Origin of the sequence: Candidatus Poriferisodalis sp., from assembly GCF_965203655.1 — a bacterium.
Lineage (GTDB): Bacteria > Actinomycetota > Acidimicrobiia > Acidimicrobiales > Poriferisodalaceae > Poriferisodalis.
On sequence record NZ_CBDBDD010000005.1, the window covers coordinates 150,750 to 171,057 of the forward strand.

Genomic DNA, 20,308 nt, shown 5'->3' on the forward strand with positions numbered 1-20,308 from the left:
CTCGTGGGGAAGGTTCACGAACTCGCCGCCAGCCAAGCTGCTGCCGCGCCGAGCCACCCGCAGGCGTGGGCGTCGGCTTCCAGCGGGCGCCCCATGGACGTGACCGCCAGGCCGGTGCGGGACAGCACGCCAGCGATGTCGATCGGCTCACACGAGATCGCTCGATCGCCCAGCGAGGTGATCCATGCGGCCTCGCTCGGCACGGTGGCCACGTCGGCAGGTGCTGGTACCGCGGTCCTCAGCGAAGTCACCTCGACCAGCGTCCGGGTGTGGTGACTCACCCCGTGATGGCGCGCTCGCTGATCATCCGCTGACGCTCGTACCGCGAGCGCCGTGGAAGCACCAAGGCGGTCCAGCGTCCAAGCGTGCCCGCCCAGGTCCAGCGCCGAGAATCCCAGCGGGCTCGCAGTGCCGAGATGTCCGGGCCCGGGCGACACGATCACGCGGGTCACGCGCCGCGATGCCAGTGCAGCGACACCTGAGGCAACGGTGACCGACTCGATGGGTGCACCGAAGGCCTGCCCGGAGCTGACGGCGGTGGCGATCACGCCGCGTTCCAAGCACTCCGCGGCGAGATCGCTGAGCACAAATGGCAGCGCACCCCCGTCGGTCATGACATATCCCGGCGCCATGCCGGTTGCATCGTGCACTGCTGCAGCCAGCGCCAGCGCATGGCTGTGCAGCACGCACAGTAACACCCGGACGCCCGCCAGCGACGGCAATTCCCCAGGCTCGACGCAACCATCTGCGTGCTCGCCGGATTGCTCTGCCGTGACGACCGGGAGCTGCTCTGCCAGGTAGCGCGCCTTCATGACGCGTCCCTCGCCCCGAGCGCCCCCAGACGGCGAGCTCAGGTTGGTGTGCACCACGTGAGCCCCCCCGGTTCCCAGGCCCAGCTCCACCGCCGAGACATTCACGAGCAGTTCGTCTCCGGCTTGGGCCGGTCCGCACAGATCGGTCAGTGCGAACGCCTCGCTGCCGTCATCCAGGGTCATGCGCTGCAGGCCTGGCCTGACGTCATGCACCTCAACGGCCCGCATGCGCGTGTAGCGCGGCATCCGTTGCCCTCAGCCGGCAGCGTCTCGGGGGTCCGTGCGAGCGACGGCACCCATCACAGCGACTCGATCAGCTTGTCCACGCGCTCGTCGTGGGAGCGGAACGGGTCCTTGCACAGGACGGTTCGCTGAGCCTGGTCGTTGAGCTTCAGGTGCACCCAGTCGACCGTGTAGTCCCGCCGCCGGGCCTTGGCCTCACGGACGAACGCCCCCCGCAGGCGAGCCCGAGTGGTCTGGGGGGCTTCTTCGGTAGCTCGGCGGACGTCGGCGTCATCGAGAACCCGCTCCACCAAGCCGCGCCTCTGCATCAGGTAGAACACGCCTCGCGTCGAATGCACGTGGTGGTACTGCAGGTCGAGCAGCGCGATGTGGGGGTCGTCAAGGCCGACACCATTGCGCTCGCCGTACTCGGCGAGCAGCTTGTGCTTGATGACCCAGTCCACCTCGCGGTGGAGCTTCAGCGGGTCGTCGCCGATGACCGTCATGACGTGCTCCCACATCTGCAAAGCGCGCGATTCCTCAGCAGTGAGCTCGTTGGTCTCGGCAAAGCGCAGCGCTCGCTCGAGGTACTCCGACTGGATGTCGAACGCGCTGACTTCCCGGCCGTTCGCGAGCCGCACCCTGCGTCGGCAGGTGATGTCGTGGCTGATCTCGCGGATCGCCCGGATCGGGTTCTCCAGCGTCATGTCGCGCAGCACCACCGCGGGGTCCTCGAGCATCCGCAGCATCAGTGCCGCAGCACCGACCTTGAGGAATGACGTGTATTCGCTCATGTTCGAGTCGCCCACGATGACGTGCAGCCTGCGAAATCGCTCCGCGTCGGCATGGGGCTCGTCGCGGGTGTTGATGATCGGCCGGCTGCGCGTGGTGGCGCTCGACACGCTCTCCCAGATGTGCTCGGCCCGTTGGGTGATGCAATAGCGGGCACCCTTGGCTGTGTTGAGCACCTTGCCTGCGCCGGCGTAGATCTGACGGGTCACAAGGAATGGAATGAGCACCTCGGCATAGTTCGAGAAGTCGTCGGCGCGGCTGGTCAGGTAGTTCTCGTGACATCCATAGCTGTTGCCCGCGGAGTCGGTGTTGTTCTTGAACAGGAAGATCGTGCCGTTGAAGGCCTCTTCCGCCAGCCGGTCGGTCGCGCTGGAGACGAGCTGTTCGAGGATTCGCTCGCCTGCGCGGTCGTGGCATACGACGTCGTAGACCGAATCGCACTCGGGCGTCGCGTACTCGGGGTGGCTGCCGACATCGAGGTACAAGCGCGCCCCGTTGGCCAGAAAGACGTTGCTGGATCTCCCCCACGACACAACGCGGCGGAACAGATAGCGAGCCACCTCGTCGGGACTGAGCCGGCGCTGTCCCCGCAGCGTGCAGGTGACGCCGTACTCATTCTCCAGACCCATGATGCGCCGCTGCACGGCGCTCACCGTAGTTCCGATCTAGGAATCGGCCTGATCGGCCTCTTCGTCGGCTGCAGCGGCGGCATCGTCGCCGAGGGCGATCTCCACCTCGGCATCGTCGAGACGGCGGAAGCAGCGTCGGCGATGAGACGCATCCGGCACGATCGCCTCCAGCACCGCTACCTCAAGGTCCGCAGCAGAGATCTCGCGCTCGTCGCCTGCGAGGGCTCTGCGAGCCAGCCGGATAGCGGCGTCGACGTCGAGACTTGGGTCGTAGCCGTCCGAGACCCGCTCGCGCACTGCGTCGGCGTCGCCGCCGATGCAGCAGTAGGCCTCCTCGTCCATGACCGTGCCGTCGTACTGAATCCGGTAGAGCTGGTTGGCTTCACCGCCGATGCCCACCTCCACCACCACGATCTCCACCTCGAGGGGCTTGAGCTCGTGGGTGAAGAACTGGCCCAGCATCTGCGCGTATTGGTTGGCCAGGCTGCGCGCCTCCACATCGGACCGGGAGTATTGGTAGCCCTTCAGCTCGGCGTGACGCACGCCGGCGATGCGCAGCTGGTCGAACTCGATATAGCGCCCGACGCCGCCGAAAGCGATCCGGTCGTAGATCTCCGACACCTTGCGCAACGTTGCGCTGGCATTCTCAGCGACCAAGGCGATGCCGCCGTCGTATTCCAGCGTCACCAACGAGCGACCGCGGGCGATGCCCTTGCGGGCGTAGTCCGCTCGATCCTGCATGAGCTGCTCTGGACTGACGTACAGCCCGGGCATGCTCATCGCGACGCCTCCGGGGGAGCCATGCGTGCCGCCGTGCCGCCATTGCCACCGCTCGCCAGGCTGGCTTGCAGCGCAGCGAACACCTCGCCCGATTCGGCATCGCTGAGCTGGCGGAAACCGTCCGAACCGATCGCGGCGAGCACCGGATAGATGCCCCGCACCGGATCCGGACCGCCGGTCGCGCTGTCCTCGTCTGCGGCATGCCACAGTGCTTGAACGCTCAGTGCCAGCGCATCGGGTTCGCTCAGATCGTCACGGAAGCCGAGCTTCAGCACGGTTCCCGCGTGCAGGCTGCCCGACCCGGCCGTGGCGTAGTCCTGCTCTTCGTAGCGGCCGCCGGTCACGTCGTACTGGAAGAGCCGGCCACGGCCGTCGCTGGGCTCGAACCCGGCGAAGATCGGCACAACGGCCAAGCCCATCATCGCCTGCGGCAGGTGCGCTCGCAGCATCTCCGCGAGCTGGTTGGCCTTGCCTTCCAGGCTGAGCGGCTTGCCTTCGATCTTCTCGTAGTACTCGAGCTGCAGCTGGAAGATGCGCACCATCTGCACGGCGGGACCCGCGGCCCCGGCAATGGCAACCGCAGAAAACGAGTCGGCAGGGAATACCTTGCGCATGTCCCGGTGACTGATGAGGTGCCCGCTGGTGGCCCGTCGATCGCCCGCCACCACGACGCCGTCAGCGCTGCGCACCGCGAGCACGGTGGTGGCGTGAGAGCCGTCGAGTGGTCCGCTGCTGCTCGGTGAGACCGGTGCCTGGGCGAACCCGGAGAATGGCTCGCTGCCGGTGCGACGCAGGAGTTCGGTAAAGCTCGCCCCAGGGTCGTCGCCCGGAGCGAAGAACGGCATGGCGGTCACTCGCCGCCCTTCTGCACGTAGTTCTTCACGAACTCCTCGGCGTTGGTCTCGAGCACGTCGTCGATCTCATCGAGCAGGTCATCCAACTCCGCCTTCAGCTCCGTCGCGCCCTCGCCTGTCGCTCCCACCGGCGCGGGACTCTCGGTCTCCCGAGGGGCCGTCCGTCGCACTTGCTCGCGTTCTGCCATCTGGGGCCTCCTCCGGTCTGGATTGGGGGTCTCGACTGTGTGTGGAATTCGATCGCCGCCTGCGGTGCGCAGGGCTGGCTCGCGGGCGACCGTCTAGTTGCCCAGCCGGCGCAGCAGGTCGGCCGCGTCATGGCACTCGTCCAACAAGCTACCCACGTGGGTCTGGGTTCCTCGCAGCGGTTCCAGCATCGGCACGCGCCGCAGAGGATCGGTGCCGATGTCGAACACCATGGAATCCCAGTTGGCAGCCACGATCTGGTCGCCGAACTTGTCGAGGCAACGGCCCCGGAAGTAGGCACGGGTCGTCGGCGGCGGCGCCGAGACTGCTTCGTTCACCTCGTCATCGGTGGTGATGCGTTCGAGGCCCATGCGCCGTGAGAGCGACTTGGACGGGCGCAGATCGTGATATTGCAGGTCCAGCGCCGCCAGTTTGGGGTCGTCCCAGTCAAGACCGTGGCGCTGCGCGAATCCCTCGTACAGGCGCAGTTTGGCGACCCAGTCCAATTGCGACGCCAAGCTCGTCGGGTCGGCTTCCAACCCGGCCAGCACAGCCTCCCAGCGGTCCAGGACGTCATTGCCGATGTCGTCGCCGCCGACGGCGTCCAGCCCATGGCTCTGGGCGTATTTGCGGGCCATCTCCAGGTATTCCCACTGGATCTCGGTGGCTCGCAGCCGCCGGCCGTCAGCGAGCTCGATGAGAGTCGACAGACTCGTGTCGCAGCTGACTTGGCGCAGGGCCGCGACTGGCACCAGCGGTGTCAGAGGCTCGGGCACGAAGTCGTCGTCGATCATCGCAAGCACGAGCGACGTCGTGCCCAGCTTGAGGTAGGTCTGAAGCTCGCTCATGTTGGCGTCGCCGATGATGACGTGCATGCGCCGGTACTTGCGCGTATCGGCGTGAGGCTCGTCGCGGGTGTTGACGATCGGACGCTTCAGCGTGGTCTCGAGCCCGACTTCTTCCTCGAAGAAGTCGGCTCGCTGGCTGATCTGGAACGGCCTGTCGGAGAAGGCAGCAGGCTCAGGTTCCGTCAGCGGCACCTCCATGCCGATCTTCCCTGCCCCGCAGAAGATCTGCCGCGTCACGAAGAACGGCATGATGTAGGTCACGATGCGGCTGAAAGGAACGTCCCGGTCGAGCAGGTAGTTCTCGTGACAGCCGTAGCTGTTGCCCTTGCCGTCGCTGTTGTTCTTGTGGATCACCAGCTCCTCGCCGTCGGGCAGGAGGTTGTTCGCTGCTTCCATCGAGCGGATCAGGATCTCCTCGGCGGCCCGGTCGTACACCACGCATTGGCGGGCATCGGAGCACTCCGGTGTCGACAGCTCGGGATGGGCGTGGTCGACGTAGTAGCGGGCGCCGTTGGTCAAGACCGCATTGACAAGGTGGGTCTCGATCTCGGGAGCGAGCGCGTCGAACTCGTTGAATCCCCGCGCATCGGTACCTGGCTGCTCGTCCTCGAAGTCCCAGCTGACCCGCTGGCACAGGAAACCGTTGACGTAGGCGTTGATGATCATCGACGACGCCGCCACCGGATTGGAGTCGCCGTCACAGCGATGGAGAATGCCGAACTCCGTCTCGATGCCAACGACTTTGTGAACCGCCACCGCGCGAGACTTTAGAGGTACTGGCTGGTCTGCACCCGCTCGATCGCCCGGCCGCCCAGCGCATCGCTGTCGTCGGGGTCGACCAGGGTGCGGATGAAGACGATTCGCTCGCCCTTCTTGCCCGAAATCTTCGCCCAGTCATCGGGGTTCGTCGTATTCGGCAAATCCTCGTGCTCGCGGAACTCCTGCCGGATCGAACCCATGAGATCGTCCAGCCGGATGCCGTTGCTGCCGGTCGCCAACGAGCGCTTGATGGCGTTCTTCTTGGCCCGCCGCACGATGTTCTCGATCATTGCACCAGAGGCGAAGTCCTTGAAGTACATGACTTCCTTGTCGCCGTTCTGGTAGGTGACCTCAAGGAATCGGTTGAGGTCATCGGGCCGGTACATCTCGTCGACGGTTCGCTCGATCATGATCCGCACGGCCTTGTGAGGATCGCCGCCGCCGATATCGGTCACTTCCATCGGGTCGATCGGCAGCTTCGGCGTGAGATAGGTGCTGAAGATTGACAGCGCCGCCTGCTCGTCGGGACGATTGATCTTGATCTTCACGTCGAGACGCCCGGGCCGCAGGATCGCCGGGTCGATGAGGTCTTCACGGTTGGAGGCACCGATCACGATGACGTTGCGCAGGCCCTCCACGCCGTCGATCTCGGCGAGCAGCTGCGGCACGACGGTGGATTCCATGTCGGAGCTGATGCCGCTGCCGCGTGTGCGGAACAGCGATTCCATCTCGTCGAAGAACACGATCACCGGCCAGCCCTCGGACGCCTTCTCGCGAGCTCGCTCAAAGATGCGGCGGATCTGCCGCTCGGTCTCGCCGACGTACTTGTTGAGCAGTTCCGGGCCCTTGATGTTGATGAAGAAGCTGCGCGCTCCTTGCTGGCCAGACACCTCCCCGACTTTGGCAGCGAGCGAGTTAGCCACCGCCTTCGCGATCAGCGTCTTGCCGCAGCCGGGTGGTCCGTACAGCAGGATGCCCTTGGGGGCAGGCAGGTCGTAGGTGCGGAAGAGGTCTTGGTGCAGGTACGGCAGCTCGACCGCATCGGTGATCAACTCGATCTGGGTGTCGAGGCCGCCGATGTCGTCGTAGGTGACGTCGGGCACCTCCTCGAGCAGCAGATCGTCGACTTCGGGGCGGGGCAGTCGCTCGAGCACGATGTTGGAGCGCACGTCGAGCAGCAGGTTGTCGCCTGAGCGCAGCGGCTCGCCGCGCAGATCGCCGGCCAGCTCGACGATGCGTTCCTCGTCGGCCCGCCCGGTGACCAGTGCGCGGAATCCGTCGGCGAGTACCTCGTTGAGCGTCACGACCTCGCCGGACGTCTCGGGTCCGCGCGCGAGCACGATGTTGTAGGACTCGTTGAGCACCACTTCGCTGCCCTCGACCAGTTCGGTCTCGGCCAGGTCTGGATGCAAGGCAACGCGCATCTTGCGCCCGCTGGCGTGGACGTCCGCCGTCCCGTCGTCATTGCGGGCTATGAACGTCCCGTACGCGGACGGCGGCTGGGTCAGTTTGTCGACCTCTTCGCGCAGCGCCGCGATGTGCTCACGGGCCTCGCGCAGGGTGTAGGTCAGCTTCTCGTTCTGCGACACTGCCGCGGAGAGCTGCCCCTTGGCTTCGAGCAGACGTTCCTCGAGCGTGCTGACGCGTGCCGGAGTGTCGGCCAGCTTGCGACGCAAGAGTGCGACCTCTTCCTCGAGCGCGCGCAAGCGGCTGCGGAGCACGCCCGCATCTGCTGCGCTGCTGCGCTCTGGTTCGGTGCCGTCTTGGTCCATGCGCGGCCGACACTACCCGCACACTGGCGCGATAGCGTGACGCGCGGCCGCTCGCAGGGCCCGTCCGCGGTACGTTGGCAGTGGGTGCCGTGCAGGACGCGCGCCGAGTCGGTAGATTTCATAGTTGGCTCGCTTCCCCCCTCGGGCTGTCCCACAGGAAGGTTCGGTACACGATGAAGGTCTGGATCGATCAGGATCTGTGCACCGGTGACGGGCTCTGCGAAGAGATCGCTCCGGATGTCTTCACGCTGCTCGACGACGGTCTGGCGTACGTCAAGGAAGGCGACAAGATCTTCTCCGAACCGGGTGGGGTCGAAGGCCTCGCAGAGTTTCCCGACTCGCAGCTCGACGCTGTGATCGAGTCCGCCGAAGAGTGCCCCGGGGAGTGCATCTTTATTGAGGCGTGAGCCTCAATAAAGCGACCAGCACAGCATCGAGGCGTAAGCCGACTCAGCCGATGCGGCACTCGCCGTGAGGCACCTCTTCAAGACTCGCAGGCTGCGCCGCGATGACCGTCTCGCCGCGGTCATTCACACGAGCATCGATGCCCGCCGAGATCAGGAACCGCACGAGTTCTTCGCGGCTGAGCGCAAAGCCGATGTCCTGGGGACCTTGAATCGCAGCGAACACCACGCCGACAACGCTGCCGTCCTGATCGATCAGCGGTCCGCCGGACTGCCCTTTGCGGATGTCCACCGCCAAGACATACACGCTGCGGGTGGTCTCCTGCCCCCATAACCCGCTCGCGCTGACGTAGTGCTCGATGCGTGCCGGTGACACGACGAATTCCGAGCTCCTTTCGAAGCCGAGCACTGCGCCGTTTGTTCCGAGTTGCGCCTGATCGATGCTGAGGGGAGGCACGCCAGACTCGGTCCGGAACAGGGCGAGATCGCTGTCTTCCTCATATCCCACGACATCAACCAGGTGACGGCTCGGCTCAGTCGATTCGCTGGTAGACCACTCGATCTCGACGCTCGGAGCGCCTGCCACCACATGAGCCGCTCCCACCAGCAGCCCCGGTGCGACCGCGAACGCTGTGCCGTTGGCCACCGGACCACAGCCTCTCGCCCGCACGGCGACGACTCCCCTCGCTGCGGAATCCAACACATCGTCATCGATCGTCGACGCTGCCGGCGGCGCGCTCAGCAGCAGCGGACCGTCGCTGCTCTCGATCTGTGATACCGGTTCGGTCGGTGCGTCTGCAAGCTCAGCCTCGCCGCGATCCGACGCACAGGCTCCCAGCGCAGCGCACAGCAGCACTGCACACAGCGTCCACAGCACTGCGACGAAGCGAGTCGATTGCGCCCCACGCAGAGCCTGGGCCTCGATGACGGCAGCGACTGCCCGTCTCACGCCTCGATCAATCGGGCGTGCGTCAAGAACCCGGTGTGGGCGACCATGCGATGATCCGGCCGCACCGAGGCCCCCTTCACATGCCAGCTCCGGTGCAGGACCTCGATGGTCTCGATCAGCGCCCATGGACCGTCGTCGAGCGCCCTGCGCAGCTGCTGTACCTGGGTCACCGACGGGTTGTAGGCAACCAGGATCCCGCCACGTCGCATCGTGGAGACCAGGTGCCCCACCACCCGCCACGGCTCGGGGATGTCCAGCACAGCCCGGTCGTAGCAAGCACTGTGTGCAGTCGCCGCTGTAGGCGTTGCCGCGCCTGCAGTGAGACGGGGAGGATCCACTGCGTCATACGCATCGCGCAGCTGGACGTCGTAGCGACTGAGCGCCTCGCTCCCCGCCGCAGCCGCCACGTTCGCCTGGGCCCGCTCAGCAAAGTCCTGTCGTAGCTCGTAGCCGGTGACCACCGCGCCGCCGCGCAGCAAAGTCGCTGACAGTGCACCCGAGCCGACGCCGGTCTCGAATACCGACATCCCTGCACGCACGTCAGCGAGCATCCAGATTGCGCCGAGGTCTTTCGGGTAGATGACTTGCGCTCCCCGCGGCATCTTCAGCACCTGATCGGCAAGCGTCGGCCTCACCACCACGAACCGTGCTCCTGAGCCACTGCGGAACTGCGAGCCCTCACCGGACCCGATGATCTCGTCGTGGCGGACCACGCCCGCATGAGTGTGGAATTCGCCGCCGTGTTGCAACGCGACCAAGTAGCGACGTTGCCGACTGTCGATCATGAGCACTGTCTCGCCAGACCGCAACTCGCCCGCCGGAGTCTCATCGTCCGCCTCGAGGGACGGGTGCCGGGGGGCTTCGCCGGTGCCGCTCACACGTGATCCGCCGGCGGATCTTTCTCGTCGCCCCCGCGCGGTAGGTGCTCAATGGTGAGACGCTCGCCGGGTGCCAGCTCGCCGCGGTACACCACCTCGCGCTCACGTCGCGACAGCCTCACCAGCAGCTTCAGCCCGCTGGCGGCGATCGCCACGCCGAGCCAGATCCCGCTGCCCGAACGTGCTCGCTTCCACACGGCCCCGAAGGCTCGATCCCGCAGACGCCCTAAGCCAGCCACCGAAGCCATGCTCACCCCCGCCTTGACCCTCTCAAGCCCGGACAACCTCGACGATGGTGCTTCGCTTGCGCCCGCGACGACGCCCGAACAGGAACGCCGCCAGCACCAGACTGGTGCCGACCGCTGCGGCAACGGCAACAGCGGCACTCGACAACTGTTCCGCAGTGTCGCCCGCACCCCCGACGAGCTGCCGCACCCGGGCCGTGATGTCTGCCTGAGTGATGCGCTGGTCCTCGGCTTCCCCAAAGTCGTTGTCAGCCACCGTCGCCCTCTTCGCTGTCGTCATCTGCTGCGCTGCCGGCAATCCCGTTGGCGCCCTGTGCGTCTCGGGTCGGCTTGATCGCCCGCGCCAGCACGATGATCGCCACAATGAGCACGGCCGCACCCGCCAGGTGCGGCACGAATGACCAGTTGGCCCCGAAGATGCTTGTCTCGCTCTGCAAGGCTCGCATCAGGGCGAGCGCAGCCAGCACGATGGACACGCTGACGGCGATCGCTCCAGCCAGACCGAAGAACAGGTAGCGGCCGAGCCCGCGCAGCGGGCCCACCGTCTCCTGCACGACGTACGCCCGCAACATGGCGACCAGTTCGGAAAGCTCGGCTCTCAGGCCGACGTCTCGTCGAGGCACAGTTCGCTCTGGCACCGTCCGCCGGGATCGAGCGGGCCGCCTTGGCCCGCGGGGCGACGCTACCGGCCGCCCATCAGTTCTTCCACGCCGTCGAGCACGCCCGTCATGACCTCAACGCGCCGTGCCGGATCGGGCGCGCACAGCATGGCGTGACGGTCGAAGGGCCCAGCCGGCACCAGTGCCGCGAGTTGGAAGGACCAAGCCGTTGGATCGGCATCATCTTCCGCGAGCTGCGCAAGGCGATCATCGATCGCCGCCGACTCGGCCGCCGTGACGCCGAGCGCGCCGATCTCTGACGCCAGCGCTCGGAGCCGTCGCAGCCGTGCCACGAGCACCCGGCGCTCCGGTTCGCCGATGTCGGCAGGCTCATCAGGCCACCCGGCGGCGAGCGCCTGGGGGTACGGATCGTCCGGCAGCCACTCGAGGATCTGGATTCGCTGGCCGCCTGTGGCGAGCATCACCCAGCGACCGTCAGGCAGTTCTTGATACTGGGAGATCGTGGCGAGGCAACCTACGTCGGAACGCACATCCCCTCCACCGACCTCGCTGCCGCGTTCGATCATGACGACCCCGAACGGCTCGTCATTGTCGGTGCAGCGCCGGGCCAATGCACGGTAGCGAGGCTCGAAAATGTGCAGCGGCAGCACTGCCCCAGGCAGCAGCGGCGAACCCAGCGGGAACATCGGCCGTACGTTGCGGCTGGCCATCTCAGCCTCCCGCGCAGCACCGGGAGCCGTCTGCTCAGGGTCGGGACAGCCCTCAGGAGGAACCATGCGCCAATCCTCGCAGGGCATCGAGGTCGCCGACGGGGTAACGCAGCAGCTGACCGGCCAAGGACTCTTGAAGTTCGAGACCGAGGCGGGAATCAGCCGGCACGTTGTTGAGGATCTGGGCGAAGACGACCGTCCCACTGTCAGTCTCGATGTAGCCCGCCAACGAATTGACCCCGGTCAGCAGACCGGTCTTGGCGTGCAATCTGCCTGCCACCGGGTGCTCGGCGAATCGGTGCGACAGCGTGCCCGTTTGCGCTGCGATCGGCAGTCCCGCCAGAACGGCAGAATCGGTTCCCAGCCGTTCGATCAGGGCGGCCAGGAAGCTGCAGGTCACCAGGTTTCCCCGATCCAGCCCCGACCCGTCCATGACGGTGGGCGACAACTCCGAAGGCAGCATTTCGGACACGATCCGGGCGGCTGCAGCGGCTCCCGCAGGCGTCGATCCTTCCCCCGCGCTGCGCAAACCGATCTCCCGCAGCACTAGCTCGGCGGTGGTGTTGTCGCTCTCGCGCAGCATCTGCTGGATGATCTCGATCATCGGCGGCGACGTCAGGCGCGCAATCTCAGTCATGCCGCTCGGGGCCGTCGACACCACCAGGTCGGCTTCCACAGCGACACCGCGCACCCGCAGCAGATCAGCGAGCGTCGAGACAAACCAGCGTGCTGGCTGCTCGGCTGCGGTGAGCGCAGTGGTGAAGCCGGTGATGCCGTCGTTGAGGCTCAGTGCCGACAGCGGCCCACTGTGCAGCCGGCTGATGTACCGCTGGGGCCACGTCTCGGGAAAGCGTGTTGTGTCGTAGCGCGATTCGTCCGCAATGAGCCGCCCGCTGAGCGACTCGACCCCCAGCCCGACGATCTGGTCCGCGAGATCTTCCATCGGCGTGCGCAACTGCGGTTGGCGCCGGTGGGAGTCCGCGTATGACTGCGTCATGATCAGCGGGTCGCCACCGCCGATGACCCAAACTGTGCCGTCCAGCGCGCCGTCGGCGACCTCAGCGTCGGTGAGGACCTGGGTCACCATCCGCTCGTCGGGATCCGCGACCGCAAGTGCAGCGGCGGCAGTGATGAGCTTCTGTACCGACGCCGGGATCACCGGTTCGACATCGCTGGAGAAGACCTCCTCGCCGTCGATCCAGATCGCCAGGCAGTGCGGCTGAGGCCAATCCGAGCTGAATGCCGTCATCTCCCTGCCGATGATGTGACGCTGCATTGCGCGCCACAGCGCCTGCGGTGCCCGTTCCGCACGCAGCAGCGGCAACATCGCGACTCCTGCTTCGGCTTCGACGGCGACTGCATCTGCGGGTTCGTTTGGTGCAGGCAGCACGGGCGTTCGCAGCGACAGCGCATGCGCCTCTGCCTCGTCCGCGGCTCCGCTCATCCGAACTGCTGCCACCGTGGGCAGCAAGCCAGCCGCTGCTGTCAGCAGCACCAGTAGCGCCGTACGCAGGACTCTCACGCCACCTCGGCAGGGTTGCCAAAGGCGGCACTGTCCCCCTCCGCGCCGCCAAGGGCGGCGCCGAGCGCCGCCGACAGCTCACCAGCCTCCGATCGGACAACCGCCGGCCGCGACTCGGCTGTGCGGCCGATGAGCATCTCTCCCAAGTGCTCGTCGACCGGTCCGGCGAGCAGGTCCCAATCCTCGCTGATACCGCCGCCGATGACCACCATTTCCGGATCGGTCAGGACACAGAGATTCGAGATGCCGAGCGCCAGCCAATGGGAGAACTCGTGCAACACCGCTTGCGCTCCGACGTCGCCCACGCTAGCCGCCGCTGTGACATCGGGGCCTGTGATCCCCGGACCGAGGCGCTCGACTGCCAGCCGATCCAGCGCTGAGCCAGACGCATACATCTCCCAGCAGCCCCGTCTGCCGCAAGGGCAGACACGCCCGCCGGCCTCGACGATCATGTGCCCTGGCTCTCCGGCCAGCCCGCTGGCACCGCGCAAGACTTCGCCGTCAACCATGAACGCCCCGCCGATACCGGTGCCGACCGCCACCATCACGCCGTGGCGGATGCCCTGCGCCGCGCCGAACTGGAGCTCCCATCGGGCAGCACAGTTGACCTCGTTGTCGAAGCTGACTGGCATCCCCAGAGCCGCACTCAGATCGGCTCCGATGGTCGCTCCATCCACCCCCACGAGGTTCGGCGAGACTGTCACGACGCCGGCGGTGGAGATGAGCCCGGCCATGCCGACGCCGATCGTGACCGGCTCCGTTGCCGGCGCAAGCTCATGCGCCATCGCAACCAAGGTGTCCACCAGGTTGTCGGCACCCGCAGGGGTGACTTCGCGCAGCGTCTGTGCCGCCGCGTCGCCGTCAGAGGTGGCTACGCCGAGGATCTTCGTGCCACCGACATCGAAGCCGAGACGCGTCAAGGGGGCGCCCGACGTGCTCCTCACATGTGCCGCCTCGTTCCGAGCGACGCCCGCCTCGGAGGTGGGTCGCCGGCCACGGTGCGGCCCCGCGACTTACAGCTTGCCGAGGATCGAGGCGCAGCTGGACACGGCGACGCCGCCGCCTTCCTCGACCTCGAGTGCCGTCACCGTGCCGTCCTCGATCACTGCGGCGTAGCGGCGCGACCGCATACCCAGCCCGAAGCCCGATCCATCCATGACCAGACCCATGGCCTCGGCGAACTCGCCGTTGCCGTCGGCGGCCATCTCTATTCCCTCTGCGCCCTGCGCCTGCGCCCACGCGCCCATCGTCCATGCGTCGTTCACCGAGACGCAGACGATCTTGTCGACGCCCTTGCCGGCAAGCTCGGAAGCACCTTCGACATATCCGGGCAGGTGGACATTGCTGCAGCCGGGGGTAAAGGCACCGGGCACACCGAACAGCACGACCTTGCCGCTGCCAAGCATCTCGCTGGACTGCACCGGCGCCGGCATGCCGCCGTCGTCCAGCACTCGCAAAGTCACCTCGGGAATCTGGTCGCCAACCTGTACCGCCATCTCGCTTCTCCGTTCATATCGGTCGTTCTTGCGAAGAGTGGCCCGAAGCGTACCGGCACCGCCGCATGCGGATCGGGGTGCCCACGGCAGACCTCCCTAGTTGTGCAGGCTCAGCTCCCCGACGGGCGGTCCGACACTGCGTATCCACCCCAGCAGCTCGTCGTAGTCGTCGGTGCTCGGCAGATCGGGGTTCGTCTCGGCGACCGCAGGGGGGCACCGGAACAGGCTCGCTGCGTCTGCCGCACGCAACATTGTCAGATCGTTGTAGGAATCCCCGACAGCAGTCACGTGATAGTTGAGGCTCCGATAGGACTCCACGGCGCGCCGCTTGGCGTCATCGACCCTGCGACGCCATCCCGCGAGGCGGCCATCGACCACATCGAGCCGGTGACACAGCAGGTGCGGGTAGCCCATCAGCTCCAAGAAGTGATCGTCGAACTGCTCGAAGGTGTCCGACAGCAGTACGACCACCCACCGCCGGCGCAGATCATCGAGGAACTCACGCGCACCCGGCAGCAGCGGCAGCTCGGCGATCACCTCCCTGATCTGGTCGAGCGACACATCGTGATCGTTCAGCACATCGAACCGGTACTGCATCAACGCGTCGTAGTCCGGCTCATCCCGCGTGGTCCGTCGGAGTTCATCGATGCCGGTGCGCTCGGCCACCGCGATCCAGATTTCGGGCGTCAGCACGCCCTCCATGTCCAATGCGATGACCCTCTGCACGAGCGCCGATTCTGTCATGCGCAGACTTGCCTTCTGCATCTTCGACCGGCAACGATCCACGGGACGACTCGACGGCGTCGAGCTGGACCGACAGCGCACGTTGCCATAGGGATCGCAACTAGGGTCACATCAGGACGACTGGCGCGAGGAGGCCGCCATGGCCAAGCCCATCAAGATGGCTCACGCGGTGTTCCGCACCGATGACATCAAGCGGGTTCAGGACTGGTGGTGCACCGTCCTCGAGGCCAAGGTCGTCCACGACGGTGGCTTCATCTCGTTCATCTCATTCGACGACGAGCATCACCGCCTCGCGTTCGTCCAGCGAGGCAAGCCCGGCGACTTCGACGCCCACAAGGGGAATCTCGACCACATCGCCTACTCCATGGGCAGCTTCGGCGACCTCATGGACCTGTATGCGCGGCTGAAGGACGAGGACATCCTGCCGGTGCGCAGCATCAACCACGGGCCGACGACGTCGTTGTACTACGCCGACCCCGACGGCAATGGCGTGGAATTCCAGATCGAGAACTACGCCACGATGGAAGAGTGCGTCGAGTTCATCCAGGGTCCGACGTTCGCCGAGAACCCGATCGGAATCCTGTTCGACCCCGATCTGCTGCTCAAGCGATTCCGTCGCGGCGACCCGCTGGCCGAGCTCGTCAAGCAAGGGTCCGCTCCGGTAGCGGCGAGCTGATTCACCCGACGCGCATGTGAGCGTGCCCCCCGAGGGCATGTTCGTGTGCCGTTCCCGTATCGTGAGATCGAGCCTCGCGGCCGCTCAGGTTGCACACCCCTCGGAGGCATCTGGTGAGCACAACGGTCCATCGCAACGTCTACATGACCGACGAGCTGCAGGCGATCTACGACCAGACGGTCACCTTCGTCGCCAATGAGGTCACACCGGTCGGTGACGCCTGGGAAGAAGACGGCCAGGTGCCCCGCGAGATCTACAAGCGCATGGGCGAGCTGGGGATGTTCTCGCTGCGCGTGCCCGAGCGGTGGGGCGGGCTCGGCCTCGGCCCTCTTGCCTCAGCGACGTTCGCCGAAGCGCTCGGCACCTCCACCTACGCAGGATTCGAGGCGAACATCTTGGTGCACACGGACATGGCGTTGCCGCACCTGCTAAATGCAGGCACCGACGAGCAGCTCGAACGCTGGCTGCCGTCGATCCAGACCGGCGACACCATGATGTGCATCGGCGTCACCGAGCCTGACGCGGGATCCGATGTGGCGGGATTGCGCACGACCGCGGTGCCCGACGGCGACGGCTGGCGTCTCAACGGCACCAAGACGTTCATTACCGGCGCCGTGTATGGCGATGTGATCGCACTGGCAGCGCGCACGAACCCCGACGACCGCTACGGGATCTCCATGTTCCTAGTTCCGACCAGCGCGGACGGGTTCGAGGTGGCCAACAAGCTCGACAAGCACGGCTGGCGCTGCTCTGACACTGCCGAACTCGTGCTGCACGATGTGTGGCTGGGCAGCGATCACCTGCTCGGCGAGGTGCACCGGGGCTTCTACGCCGCCATGCAGAACTTCCAAAACGAGCGGATGGTCATCGTCGGGATGGGCATCGGCGCAGCGCAGGTGGCCATCGATCTGACCAACGCGTACACCCAGCAGCGCAAGGCCTTCGACAGCACGCTGTACGATCTCGGGGCCATCCGCCAGCGCATGGCGATGAATCAGGCCAAGGTGGACGCTGCGCGAGCTTCGATGTATCACGCTGCATGGCTCAAGGAGCAGGGCATCGACGCGACGAAAGAGATGTCTGGGGTCAAGGCGTTCGGTGCCGAGGTCGTGAATCAGGTGATGTACGACTGCATGCAGTTCCATGGCGGCATCGGCTACATGCGTGAGTCGACCATCGAGCGGATGTGCCGCGACGCCCGCCTCCTGCCAATCGGCGGCGGCGCCACTGAGGTCATGCTCGAAGAAGTCGCCAAGCGCAGCTACGTCGACATCTGAGCCGGCCCGGGCGCTGAGGCCCGAAGACGCTGGCCGCCGAAGATCAAGCAGGCTCTGCCGGGCGTGTGGTAGCATCCCGCCATGAGTTCCACCCCTCGGGGTGCCACAGGGGTTCATCGCAGAGGCTATCGTCGGGGGGTCGATCGCGGCCCCGCAGCGTGCCGCATTCAGCAGCGCTGCCTTCGTCGAGGAGGGCGATGGCAGACCGTCCCCCGGGGGGGGGGGGGGTAGCGGAATTCTCTGCCGGCTGGTACGACAGCGGCACGGTCGTGATCAACCGCGGCCCTGAGGAGAGACGCGGCTGCAAGGCGCCATTCAACGACCCGTGCTTCAACCCGTCCGGGTGGCTCGCGATAGAGCGAGCGTGCCAATGACCCGAGGTGCTCACTCTCACGGAGGCATCGGAGCGCTGCGCGTTGCCGCTCGTGCGGTTCTGGTGACCGCCGTTGTCGCAGCAAGCGTGATCGCGTTCGGTGATCTCGCAGGCGCTGACGAGGGTGAACCGGTGAGGGCGGGCACGGACCCGGGCGTGGGCAGCCCGCCGACGCAGCACTCCACCACCGCGGCCGGCGATCAGTGCCAGACTGGCGCCCCGTATTCGCGGCCCCCGGTCCGTGATGGCCGAGCCGACCCCGAGCCGGGAGCGAACCGCGACGCCGACGAGGTCATGTGCGCCCGCGTCGATCTCACCGACGCCATGCAGTCGGCCTACGAGCGTCGCCGAGAGCTCGGCATCAACCCGCGCAACGGCAGGCCAATATTCAAGACAGTCTCGTACACGGTCTACGTCGTGCTGTCCGACGGCATCCGCATCCACACGGACACCATCGCAGCGGGCAGTGGGCGGACGCACTCGGGCGTGAGTTGGGTGTGGTCCGGCGACGACAGCCACTTCGAGTGGGTGGACGGCGGCAAGACGTACACATTCGAGATCGATGTCAAGTTCACGTGCAGCAACGGACCAGACGGGGGATCAGCGATGGACTGCCGCAGCCCGAACGGTGACAGCGGCACGCCGCACCTGCATCGAGAACGCGTGCAGGTGTCCGCTGGACAGCCGGTCAAGCCGGAGTCGGCTCCCGCTGACCCGCCTGCTGCCGAACAGCAGCCCTACGTGCCGCCCCCGCCCGCCGACGCGGACCCCGATCCGGTGACCCCGCCCGGACCCGAGCCGTCGCCGAACCCGCCTGCTGACGACCCGACGCCGGACGCTGAGCCCGACGATCCGCGGCAGCCCGAAGAGCACCAGCCGCCGACCGTCCCCGAGTCGCCCCCGCAGACGCAGCAGGCGGACCCCCCGCCGGGTGAGACGCCGTTCGAGCGGCGCGTGCGCGAGTACCGAGAGGCCGAGCCCGAGCGGCAGGCCAGAGGCGGTACCTGGGAGAACTGCGTCGCCGGTGGTCATGACATCGGCGGTTGCAATGTTCACTTCGGCGACCCGTGCCACAACCCGTCCGGGTGGCTCGCGATAGAGCAAGCGTGTAATGACTGGTGAGCGGTAGTCAGTGCCGGCTAGCGGGACTCGAGCCCGTCTCGTACGGCACCCGCGAAGCGCGCAGCCGGCGCGCCGTCGAAGGCTCGGTGATCCCACGTCAGCGAGAGGGTCAGGACGGGCCGAGGCTGAGGCCCGGCGTCTGCCCACACGGTTTCGTCGCGGATGCGGCCCACACCCAGGATCGCCGTGTTGGGCGGGTTGATGATCGGCGTGAAGGCGTCCACTCCGAACATGCCCAACGCCGTCACGGCGAATGTGGCGCCCTGGTAGTCGTCGTAGCCCAGTGTGCCGTCGCGGGCCCCAGCAGCCAGGCGCGTGGTCTCCGCAGCGATCGCATCGAGACTGAGGCGGTCGGCGTGGCGGACAACCGGAACGAGCAACCCGTCCTCGAGCGCGACCGCAAGCCCGACGTGAATGTCACCCAAGAGCGCAACCGCATCGTCGGTGACCTGCGAATTCACCCGCGGGTGCTCGCCGAGCGCAGCTGCCGCCGCAGCGATCACAAAATCGGTGTACCCCGGCACGACCGTCTCGGTGGTGTCTGAGTCCGTATCGCGGCCGCCAGCGTCGTCGTTGCGAGCAGCCTCGACGAGCGCTGCCCGTTCCGCCACAACTGCGCTCATGTCGACATCCATCGTGAGGGTGAGCTGGGCCATCCAGCGGAGGGACGCACTCATGCGCTCGGCGATCACGCCCCGTATCCCCCGCAGGGGAATCTGCTCGGTCGGGGTTTGCAACAGGGGCGGCGCTGCCGTGTGAGACCTCGCCGATGCGTCTGCAGCAGCAGCCGTCGCAGCGGCAGCGGCTTGAGCCGGTAGTGCTCTGGCAGGCGAAGCTGGACCTTCGTCCGCAGACCGCGAGCTGAGGCCAGCCAGCAACGTACGGACATACGCAGCCACATCGGCACGCGAGATGCGCCCATCCCCCGCGCTGGCAGGTACGCGGCGGAGATCGACGCCGAGCAGGTCGGCAAGTTGGCGCGCCGCAAGCGTCGCCGGGCGCGAGACAGACCCTGCCGGTGCGCTGCCGGCCGACGCCGGATCGATCCCTGGCCCATCCGCAGCAGTCGGCGCGCCTGGCGTCGCCTCAGATGGGGCCGCAGTGGCCGGGCGGCCGGTCGCAGCCGACTCAGAACCAGGCGCTTCGTTTGCCGCTCGCACATCGCGCTCGGTGACGCGGCCCTTGGGCCCGGTCCCGGCCACCACCGCCAGCTCAACGCCCAACTCGCGCGCCAGACGCTTGGCCGCTGGCGACGCCAGGATCCGCTCGCCGGGTGCGCGCACCGGCACGGCAGCGAGAGGTTGCGGGGAGGCCTGAGATGCCGGGACGGCCGCCGCCTGCACCTGCGCCGCTACCGGCGCTGCGTCGGCCGGCGCCGGAGGTTCCTCGCCGGCTTCCAGAAACCAGCCGATCCGCACCCCGCAGGGGTATTCCACGCCGGTCTCGCCGGTCTGAGCAAGCACACCACTGCCCGAGGCCTCGATCTCGGTCTCGACCTTGTCGGTCTCCACCAGCAGCACTGCCTGCCCTGCGGTGACCTCGGCGCCGTCAGGCACGAGCCAGCGCAGGATCGTCCCCGACTCCATCGTCAGACCCAGCTTCGGCATTGCAAACTCGATGGCCATCGGCGTCCCTTTG

The 20,308-nt window shown here is 66.8% G+C and carries 22 protein-coding genes; 4 read left to right on the forward strand and 18 right to left on the reverse strand.

From position 1 onward, the window contains the following. Positions 1–14 precede the first annotated feature (14 nt). The 7 genes from ACOGW9_RS05000 to arc all read right to left on the reverse strand — a co-directional run bounded on the left by ACOGW9_RS05000 (position 15) and on the right by arc (position 7,654). Positions 15–1,058, reverse strand: a complete 1,044-nt coding sequence (locus ACOGW9_RS05000; RefSeq protein ID WP_419908975.1) for a DUF3866 family protein — start codon at positions 1,056–1,058, stop codon at positions 15–17. A gap of 53 nt (positions 1,059–1,111) precedes the next feature. Further along, positions 1,112–2,470, reverse strand: coding sequence for a Pup--protein ligase (gene pafA, locus ACOGW9_RS05005; protein WP_419909317.1), 1,359 nt, complete (start codon positions 2,468–2,470; stop codon positions 1,112–1,114). 21 nt (positions 2,471–2,491) lie between these two features. Further along, positions 2,492–3,235 carry a proteasome subunit alpha gene (gene prcA / locus ACOGW9_RS05010; protein WP_419908977.1) on the reverse strand — a complete coding sequence of 248 codons (744 nt, stop codon included), beginning with the start codon at positions 3,233–3,235 and terminating at the stop codon, positions 2,492–2,494. Continuing rightward, positions 3,232–4,080 carry a proteasome subunit beta gene (gene prcB, locus ACOGW9_RS05015; protein ID WP_419909319.1) on the reverse strand — a complete coding sequence of 283 codons (849 nt, stop codon included), beginning with the start codon at positions 4,078–4,080 and terminating at the stop codon, positions 3,232–3,234. Before prcB ends, prcA begins: the two co-directional genes overlap by 4 nt. A 5-nt stretch (positions 4,081–4,085) precedes the next feature. Next, positions 4,086–4,277, reverse strand: a complete 192-nt coding sequence (locus ACOGW9_RS05020) for a ubiquitin-like protein Pup (protein ID WP_419908979.1) — start codon at positions 4,275–4,277, stop codon at positions 4,086–4,088. Between the two features lie 93 nt (positions 4,278–4,370). After that, the gene (gene dop, locus ACOGW9_RS05025) at positions 4,371–5,879 is read right to left on the reverse strand and encodes a depupylase/deamidase Dop (protein ID WP_419908981.1); all 1,509 of its coding nucleotides are present in this window, start codon (positions 5,877–5,879) and stop codon (positions 4,371–4,373) included. Positions 5,880–5,890: 11 nt separating this feature from the next. Beyond that, on the reverse strand, positions 5,891–7,654 hold the full coding sequence (arc, locus tag ACOGW9_RS05030; RefSeq protein ID WP_419908983.1) for a proteasome ATPase: 1,764 nt from the start codon (positions 7,652–7,654) through the stop codon (positions 5,891–5,893). Positions 7,655–7,827: 173 nt separating this feature from the next. On the opposite strand from arc, the gene ACOGW9_RS05035 reads away from it, so the two are divergent. Beyond that, positions 7,828–8,061 carry a ferredoxin gene (locus ACOGW9_RS05035; protein WP_419853422.1) on the forward strand — a complete coding sequence of 78 codons (234 nt, stop codon included), beginning with the start codon at positions 7,828–7,830 and terminating at the stop codon, positions 8,059–8,061. Between the two features lie 43 nt (positions 8,062–8,104). Here the strand turns inward: ACOGW9_RS05035 and ACOGW9_RS05040 are convergent, their stop codons facing one another. The 10 genes from ACOGW9_RS05040 to thrH all read right to left on the reverse strand — a co-directional run bounded on the left by ACOGW9_RS05040 (position 8,105) and on the right by thrH (position 15,222). Further along, positions 8,105–9,007: a trypsin-like peptidase domain-containing protein gene (locus ACOGW9_RS05040; RefSeq protein WP_419908985.1), complete on the reverse strand. Its 903-nt coding sequence runs from the start codon at positions 9,005–9,007 to the stop codon at positions 8,105–8,107. Beyond that, the gene (locus ACOGW9_RS05045; protein WP_419908987.1) at positions 9,004–9,885 is read right to left on the reverse strand and encodes a tRNA (adenine-N1)-methyltransferase; all 882 of its coding nucleotides are present in this window, start codon (positions 9,883–9,885) and stop codon (positions 9,004–9,006) included. Before ACOGW9_RS05045 ends, ACOGW9_RS05040 begins: the two co-directional genes overlap by 4 nt. Beyond that, a complete protein-coding gene (locus ACOGW9_RS05050) occupies positions 9,882–10,124 on the reverse strand; it encodes a hypothetical protein (RefSeq protein ID WP_419908989.1) in 243 nt (80 codons plus the stop codon). Before ACOGW9_RS05050 ends, ACOGW9_RS05045 begins: the two co-directional genes overlap by 4 nt. Positions 10,125–10,155: 31 nt before the next feature. Then, positions 10,156–10,386, reverse strand: a complete 231-nt coding sequence (locus ACOGW9_RS05055; protein ID WP_419908991.1) for a hypothetical protein — start codon at positions 10,384–10,386, stop codon at positions 10,156–10,158. Then, the gene (locus ACOGW9_RS05060; protein WP_419908993.1) at positions 10,379–10,768 is read right to left on the reverse strand and encodes a hypothetical protein; all 390 of its coding nucleotides are present in this window, start codon (positions 10,766–10,768) and stop codon (positions 10,379–10,381) included. The genes ACOGW9_RS05055 and ACOGW9_RS05060 overlap by 8 nt, the downstream gene beginning before the upstream one ends. Before the next feature lie 44 nt (positions 10,769–10,812). Beyond that, positions 10,813–11,526 carry an LON peptidase substrate-binding domain-containing protein gene (locus tag ACOGW9_RS05065; RefSeq protein WP_419908995.1) on the reverse strand — a complete coding sequence of 238 codons (714 nt, stop codon included), beginning with the start codon at positions 11,524–11,526 and terminating at the stop codon, positions 10,813–10,815. Beyond that, positions 11,513–12,904, reverse strand: a complete 1,392-nt coding sequence (gene dacB, locus ACOGW9_RS05070) for a D-alanyl-D-alanine carboxypeptidase/D-alanyl-D-alanine-endopeptidase (protein ID WP_419908997.1) — start codon at positions 12,902–12,904, stop codon at positions 11,513–11,515. The genes ACOGW9_RS05065 and dacB overlap by 14 nt, the downstream gene beginning before the upstream one ends. Positions 12,905–12,978: 74 nt before the next feature. After that, positions 12,979–13,926, reverse strand: a complete 948-nt coding sequence (locus ACOGW9_RS05075; protein ID WP_419908999.1) for an ROK family protein — start codon at positions 13,924–13,926, stop codon at positions 12,979–12,981. Between the two features lie 69 nt (positions 13,927–13,995). Next, positions 13,996–14,478 (reverse strand): peroxiredoxin, encoded by a 483-nt coding sequence (locus tag ACOGW9_RS05080; RefSeq protein WP_419909001.1) that lies wholly within the window; start codon positions 14,476–14,478, stop codon positions 13,996–13,998. Positions 14,479–14,574: 96 nt separating this feature from the next. Next, a complete protein-coding gene (gene thrH, locus ACOGW9_RS05085; RefSeq protein ID WP_419909003.1) occupies positions 14,575–15,222 on the reverse strand; it encodes a bifunctional phosphoserine phosphatase/homoserine phosphotransferase ThrH in 648 nt (215 codons plus the stop codon). Between the two features lie 139 nt (positions 15,223–15,361). On the opposite strand from thrH, the gene ACOGW9_RS05090 reads away from it, so the two are divergent. The 3 genes from ACOGW9_RS05090 (at position 15,362) to ACOGW9_RS05100 (ending at position 18,670) form a co-directional block, all read left to right on the forward strand. Continuing rightward, complete coding sequence (locus ACOGW9_RS05090; protein ID WP_419909005.1) at positions 15,362–15,898, forward strand: VOC family protein; 537 nt, start codon at positions 15,362–15,364, stop codon at positions 15,896–15,898. A 113-nt stretch (positions 15,899–16,011) separates the two neighbouring features. Then, positions 16,012–17,175 (forward strand): acyl-CoA dehydrogenase family protein, encoded by a 1,164-nt coding sequence (locus tag ACOGW9_RS05095; protein WP_419909007.1) that lies wholly within the window; start codon positions 16,012–16,014, stop codon positions 17,173–17,175. A gap of 505 nt (positions 17,176–17,680) precedes the next feature. Beyond that, positions 17,681–18,670, forward strand: a complete 990-nt coding sequence (locus tag ACOGW9_RS05100) for a hypothetical protein (RefSeq protein WP_419853409.1) — start codon at positions 17,681–17,683, stop codon at positions 18,668–18,670. A gap of 17 nt (positions 18,671–18,687) precedes the next feature. Here the strand turns inward: ACOGW9_RS05100 and ACOGW9_RS05105 are convergent, their stop codons facing one another. Next, positions 18,688–20,295: a 2-oxo acid dehydrogenase subunit E2 gene (locus tag ACOGW9_RS05105; RefSeq protein WP_419909009.1), complete on the reverse strand. Its 1,608-nt coding sequence runs from the start codon at positions 20,293–20,295 to the stop codon at positions 18,688–18,690. Positions 20,296–20,308 lie beyond the last annotated feature (13 nt).